Origin of the sequence: Thermococcus sp. (assembly GCF_027066465.1) — an archaeon.
Classification (GTDB): Archaea; Methanobacteriota_B; Thermococci; order Thermococcales; family Thermococcaceae; genus Thermococcus.
Window position 1 is genome coordinate 22,345 of record NZ_JAMONU010000155.1, and the last position, 6,387, is coordinate 28,731.

Consider the following 6,387-nt stretch of genomic DNA (forward strand, 5'->3'; position numbering starts at 1 on the left):
AGGAATGGCAGCAGGACATGGGGGGAAAATCAGGGTTCTCGTCGTCGATGATTCCGCGTTTATGAGGAAGATACTCAAGGACATAATAAACTCCGACCCGGAACTCGAAGTCTGCTGTGAAGCAAAGGACGGCATCGAAGCAATAACCAAGGCCAAACTCTACAAGCCGGACGTTATAACCCTTGACGTGGAAATGCCAAGAATGAACGGCCTCGATGCCCTGAGGGTGATAATGAAGCAGAACCCGACTCCCGTGATAATGATTAGCGCCCTAACCCAGGAAGGGGCAGAGGCCACGATAAAGGCCCTCGAATACGGTGCAATTGATTTCATACCAAAACCCGGCTCCTCCGTCTCAATCGGGATAAAGGACCTCAGAGATGAAATCATCGCCAAAATCAAAGAGGCCGCAAAAGTCCCAAGGAAGTTCCTGGAGCTGAAGAGGGTTAGACTGCTCCGGGTGCAGAAGAGCAGAAGGAAGAGCGGCGTTCCGGCAAAGACCGCAGTTGCAATCGCCGCCTCAACCGGCGGCCCTCAATCACTTCTCAAGGTGTTTCCCAAGTTCCCGGAAGACCTCGGTGCCGCCGTGCTACTCGTTCAGCACATGCCCCCTGGATTCACGAAGTCCTTCGCAAAGAGACTTGACAGCGTCAGCAAAATCAACGTCAAGGAGGCGGAGCACGGCGAGGTCGTGGAGGAGAACTGGGGCTACGTTGCTCCCGGCGGCTATCACATGGAGGTCGAGCTGAGGAACGGGAAGCCCGTCATAACACTCAACCAGAAGCCCAAAATTCACGGGGTAAGACCGGCCGCGGACCCGATGATGAAAACCGCGGCGGAGGTCTTCGGCTGGAGAACCGTGGGCGTGGTAATGACGGGAATGGGAAGGGACGGAGCAGAAGGAATCGTCGCAATCAAGAAAAAGGGCGGCATAACGATAGCACAGAACAAAGAGACGTCCATAATCTTTGGAATGCCCAAAGCGGCGATAGAAACGGGAATGGTGGACTACATCGTTCCGCTTGACAGGATAGCCGATACGGTTGTTATGGCCGTGAACAGAATTAACAGGAGGGGTCGAAATGGAAGACCTCTCCCAGTACCTTGACGAGTTTCTGGCGGACGCGAGGGACAGAATCGACAGCCTCAGCAACGCCATACTATCACTTGAAAAGATTGTCAAAGAGGGCGGTGATGAAGAGGAGAAAAAAGCACTGATAGACCAGATTTTCAGGGACGCTCACACCCTAAAGGGGACTGCCGCGACCATGGGTTTCATGAAGCTCAGTGAAGCCGCCCATAAGATGGAGAACCTCCTCGACCTCGTGAGGAGCGGGAAGGTTGAGCCGACCCCCGAACTGATTGACGTTCTCCTCGAATTCTTGGACGTGATAGAGGGGATGGTTAACAGCATAGAGGAAACCGGAAGCGAAGGGTACTTCGACTTGGAGGAGCTGTTTGAGAAAGCAAAAGCGTTTTTTGAGGGAGAGGGTAGAAAAGAGAAAGAAGCCAAAGCGATTTCCAAGCCCGAGGAGGGTCCCGAAACCGGGGAGGGAAACTACCTCGTCAGGGTCTACTTCCAGAAGGATGCTCCCCTAAGGGGCGTCAGGGCTTTTCTTATACTTTCTGACCTGGAGGAGATAGGTGAGGTTCTCGAGACGAAACCCGAGAGGGAATTAATAGAAGAGGGAAAGGCGGACGTTGACGTTGTGGAGTTCATTCTCAAGACAGAGGAGCCGCCCGAAAGGATTAGGGAGATAGTTTCCCGTCACCCCGAAGTGGAAAGGGTAGAAGTCCAGCCCCTCGGAGGGAAAGGGACGCCCGGAGGGAGAAACGTTTACGAGGTCACGGTGTGCCTGGAGGAGAACGCCCCGATGAAGGGCGTCCGGGCCTACCTTATTCTCCAAGACCTTGAGAAGATTGGAAGGGTTCTCTCCACGGAACCAAAGCGGGAGGAGATAGAGGGAGGAAACCTGCTCGATGGAAAGTGCTTCAGGGTCAGGATAGAGGCGGACGACCCCAAGCGGATTGAGGAGACAGTGAAAAAACACCCGGACGTCGAAAGCGTAAAGGTAACGGAAGAGAGCGGGGAGCAGAAAACCGAAAAGAAGGAAAAGAAAACTGAGAAGAAAACCGAGAAGCCCAAAAAGACGCTCGTTCAGACTCCCAAGATTAAGATATCGAGGATAATCAAGGTTGACGTGAGCCATCTCGACAAGCTGATGAACCTCGTCGGCGAGCTTGTGATAAACAAGGGCAGACTCGAGCAGATTGCCGAGAGGCTTGGCGATAGAGAGCTTAACGAGACGCTCTCAACGCTGTCCCGACTGCTGACCGAACTTCAAGATGAGATTATGGAGATGCGTCTGACCCCAGTTGGAGAGGTCTTCAACAAGTTCCCGAGGATGGTCCGCGAGCTTGCGAGGAAGATGGGAAAGGAGGTCGAGTTCGTAGTTGAAGGGGCCGAGATAGAGGTTGACAGGACGATTCTCGATAGGCTCGGAGACGTTCTCGTACACCTCCTCAGAAACGCAATAGACCACGGCATAGAACCCCCTGAGGAGAGGGAGAGACTCGGAAAGCCCCGCGTGGGCAGGGTTGAGCTTATCGCGAGGAGGGAAAAGAGCTACATAGAGATTATCGTGAGGGACGACGGCCGTGGAATAGACCCGGAGAAAGTGAAGAGAAAGGCTGTGGAGAAGGGCCTGATAACCCCCGAGCAGGCGGCCGAGATGAGCGATGAGGACGCCATAAACCTGATATTCCTGCCGGGCTTCAGCACGAAGGACGAGGTAACGGACGTTTCCGGAAGGGGCGTGGGAATGGACGTTGTGAAGGACGTCGTTAAGAGTCTGAACGGAAGCATCTCAATACAGACAGAGGTGGGGAAGGGAACGACTTTCATCATCAAACTGCCCGTCAGCATGGCCATAATTCAGGCCCTTCTCGTTAGGGTTTGCGACGAGGTCTACGCTGTGCCGATAAACAACGTACTCGAAAGCATACAGGTCAGAAGGGACAGACTGAAAACAATCGGCGGCAAGGAGGTCATAGTCCTCAGGGGCGAGATAATACCCGTCGTGATGCTCCACGAACTCTTTGGACTGCCCGTTTCAGACCTCGATGTGTTCCCAGCCCTGATAGTCGACCTCGGCGCCCAGAAGGTCGCCATTGGAGTTGACGAGATTCTCCACAAGAAGGACATCGTAATCAAGAGCCTCGGCAAGATGCTGTCCAACATCAGCGGCTTCGCCGGGGCGACAATCCTTGGAGACGGCAGGGTGGTTCTAATCATTGAAATAAACGGCCTTCTCGGGGGTGGCGGCGGTGGCTTCTGAGGACTACGAGAGGTACATCAGGGAACTCGACGAGCTTTCCCTCAGCGCGCTTAAAGAGACCTTCAACATAGGGGCCTCCAGGGCCGCCGACAGCCTGAGCAGGATGACCGGCCGCCCAGTGAGCATAACCGTGCCCGAGGTGAGGGTCGTTCAGATAAGGGAAGTTCCGGAGGTTCTCGGCGACGACATCAAACTGGGAGTTTATGTACGCCTGAGCGGTGGGGTTGAGGGGCACGCATTCTTCCTCCTGGAGCCTGAGGACGGCAGGCGGCTGTTCGATATCCTCTCCGGAAACCCGATGGGAACGACGCGGGAGCTTGACGAGCTGTGCCGCTCGGCAGTGGAGGAGGTAGGGAACATCTTGATTTCCTCCTTCGCCAACGCCCTGAGTGAGTTCCTCGGGACTGTGATAGAGCAGACCCCTCCAGAGCTCGTGATGGACTTCACGTCCGCGATACTCGACTTCGCCCTCGCCGACGTTGGGAGGTACAGCGACTACACCGTGATTCTCAGAACCGAGATGGCGGTTGAGGACTTTGAGTTCAGGGAGAACTTCCTCCTGATTCCCGACCCGAAGTCCATGGAGAGGATTATCAAAACACTCGTGGAGGGGTTGCTATGAGCGGGAGGAACGGGGACTGGTCCTCCGAGTGGTACCAGGACATATTCAAGGAAGCCTCGAACATAGCGATAAGCCACGCCCTAACGGCGCTTTCCCAGATGATAGGAACCATTGAGATGGAGCCGCCGAAGGTCGGGCTACTGTCGAGGATAGAACTGCTGAGGGAGCTCGCCGGCAGGGGCATCAGAGAGAGCGTTGTCGTGATGTTTGACATAAAGGAGGGTCTCAGGGGCCTGACGATACTTCAGTTTCCCCTGAAGAGCGCGAAAAGCCTCGTCTCCATGCTCGTCGGAAACGAGGGAGAGATTGACGACGTCGGCCGCTCCGCGATAATGGAAGTGGGCAACATCCTGATATCTGTCTACACCGACATGCTCGCCAAGCTGATAGGGGAGCCGGTGTCCCTCAGTCCCCCCAAGCCGGCGGAGAGCCTCTACGACATCGAGAGGGAGCTTTCAAGACCCGAGCTGAGGGACGTTGAGAAGGTCGTTGCGTTCAGAACCCGCTTTTACCAGAAGGACACGGGGATAGAGAGCTACTTCTACGTTGTTCCAACAAAGGAATCCTTCAAAAAGCTCGTAACAAGGCTCGAGGAAATGCTCCAGAACGTTGACGTCGGAACGGGTGGGAGCGGTGAGGGAAATTAGGGTCGGCATAGGGGACTACGCGGTCGGAAGGGAGAGGGGAATAATAAGCACGTACGGCCTGGGGAGCTGTGTTGGTATAACCCTCTACGACAGGGCCACCAAAGTCGGGGGTCTGCTCCACGCCCTGCTCCCAGAGGCCTCAAGGTACGGCAACAGGGGAAACCCGGCCAAATACGTGGATACGGGCCTTCAGCTGCTCCTGAAGGACTTCAAGAGGCTCGGAGGAAACCCTGTGAGGGCAGAGGCCAAGCTCTTCGGAGGGGCACACATGTTCAGGGGAGCGGGTGAGGGGCTTACGATAGGCAGGAAGAACGTGGAGGTCGCTAAGCGAGAACTCAGGAGGCTCGGCATAAGGCTCGTGGCAGAGGACACCGGGGGAAGGGGAGGGAGAACGATATACCTCGACCTCTCCACTGGAAAGGTCAGAATGAGGAAGGTCTGCAACGGCCGGGTGATAGAGCGGGTCTACTGAGGTGGGGGCCGTGCAGTTCAGGAAGAGAGTGCTCGCAACGGTCGTCGCCGTTATGCTTCTCGGAACCGTAATAGCGGTAGGCATGATGCTCCACGTGGGCAACAGGGCCGCGTACACTGTTGATGAGAAGGTTACCCCCCAGATTCTGGCGGAAGAGAAGAAGCTCACGCTCAAAACGGCCCTCGCCGTATCCGCAAGGGTTGAAGAAACGATGAGAGCCGCCATGCTCACGGGCAAAATTGGGGGAGAACTGCTCGAAAGGGACTTAATCGCGGGTTCAGGGATTGCTGAGGACGTTCAGAAACTCGGTTCTTCGAGCGGTCTCTGGATTTACTTCGAGGCCCCAAACGGCACGCTTTACAGCTACGAAGGAAAGCGAATCAGAGCTACCGTCGGGGAAGCACGGTGGCTTGAAGGGGAGGGGTGGAGGGTTGTTGAAAGGAATGGTGCCTTCTATCCCCTGTACGTTCTTCCAGTCGCCGGGGGAAGGGCCTTTCTCGGGGTTGGCATACCGCCCGAGGAGATTGAAAGCCCGCTAAAGGTCAGAAACTACGAGACGTATCTAATCTGGAACGGGAAAGTTTACGCCTCCTCCAGCGAGGGCTACATCGGCAAAAGCATTGACGGCATTCCGGGACTGAAAGGAAACGTTGAGCACTGCGGGGAACCTTACGTCACCGAAGAAAACGGGACGATTACAGCCTGTTCAAAGCTCCCATCGGGCTGGTTTCTCGTCGTTCAGACTTCAGGCGGGACTCCCGTCGAGGAACTTGCAAAGGCCGTAGCGAGCGCAAAGGCGGAAACCAGGAGATACGCCATGACCTTCGCGGTTCTGCTCGCCATAACTGCGGTGTTCCTAATTGGAGCATCTTACAAACTGCTCTCCGACGCAATTGAACCGATAAGAAAGCTCGGAAAGGTCGCAGAGGCCCTCGCAGAAGGACGGCTCAGCGAAGTTAGGGAAGGCCTGAAGGACATCAAGTACCTTGAAGATGACGAGATTGGAGCGCTCATAAGGGCGTTTGAAGCCGTTGGAACGGACCTCGTTGGAACGCTCAACGCGATAGCGCTCAAGCTTGAGAAGCTCTCAAGGGGAGACCTCACGAACGGTCTCACCATCGAGGGAAAGGGGGAGCTTAAAAAAGTGCTGCTCGACCTTCGAGAAACGACCGAGAGGCTGAAGGAGCTAATCTCCGAGATAAACGATGCAACGGAAACCCTCCGGGCTAAAGCACGGGTTCTGGCCAGAATCTCAAAGGACATCCGCGAATCGGTGGGGCAAATTAGTGAGGCCGTTCAAAGGGTCAG

The 6,387-nt window shown here is 55.4% G+C and carries 6 protein-coding genes; all 6 read left to right on the forward strand.

Features of this window, described 5'->3' with window-relative positions:
* The first annotated feature begins 4 nt into the window (after window positions 1-4).
* Window positions 5-1,108, forward strand: a complete 1,104-nt coding sequence (locus MVK46_RS07535; protein WP_297536022.1) for a chemotaxis response regulator protein-glutamate methylesterase — start codon at window positions 5-7, stop codon at window positions 1,106-1,108.
* Entirely contained in the window at window positions 1,083-3,338 is a 2,256-nt protein-coding gene (locus MVK46_RS07540) for a chemotaxis protein CheA (protein WP_297536024.1), read from the forward strand. Before MVK46_RS07535 ends, MVK46_RS07540 begins: the two co-directional genes overlap by 26 nt.
* The gene (locus tag MVK46_RS07545; RefSeq protein ID WP_297536025.1) at window positions 3,328-3,960 is read left to right on the forward strand and encodes a chemotaxis protein CheC; all 633 of its coding nucleotides are present in this window, start codon (window positions 3,328-3,330) and stop codon (window positions 3,958-3,960) included. The genes MVK46_RS07540 and MVK46_RS07545 overlap by 11 nt, the downstream gene beginning before the upstream one ends.
* Window positions 3,957-4,607, forward strand: coding sequence for a chemotaxis protein CheC (locus tag MVK46_RS07550; RefSeq protein ID WP_297536026.1), 651 nt, complete (start codon window positions 3,957-3,959; stop codon window positions 4,605-4,607). Before MVK46_RS07545 ends, MVK46_RS07550 begins: the two co-directional genes overlap by 4 nt.
* Window positions 4,594-5,079 (forward strand): chemotaxis protein CheD, encoded by a 486-nt coding sequence (locus MVK46_RS07555; RefSeq protein ID WP_297536027.1) that lies wholly within the window; start codon window positions 4,594-4,596, stop codon window positions 5,077-5,079. Before MVK46_RS07550 ends, MVK46_RS07555 begins: the two co-directional genes overlap by 14 nt.
* A gap of 10 nt (window positions 5,080-5,089) precedes the next feature.
* Window positions 5,090-6,387, forward strand: a 1,298-nt coding sequence (locus MVK46_RS07560) for a methyl-accepting chemotaxis protein (protein ID WP_297536028.1), incomplete at its 3' end; no start/stop codon positions are given.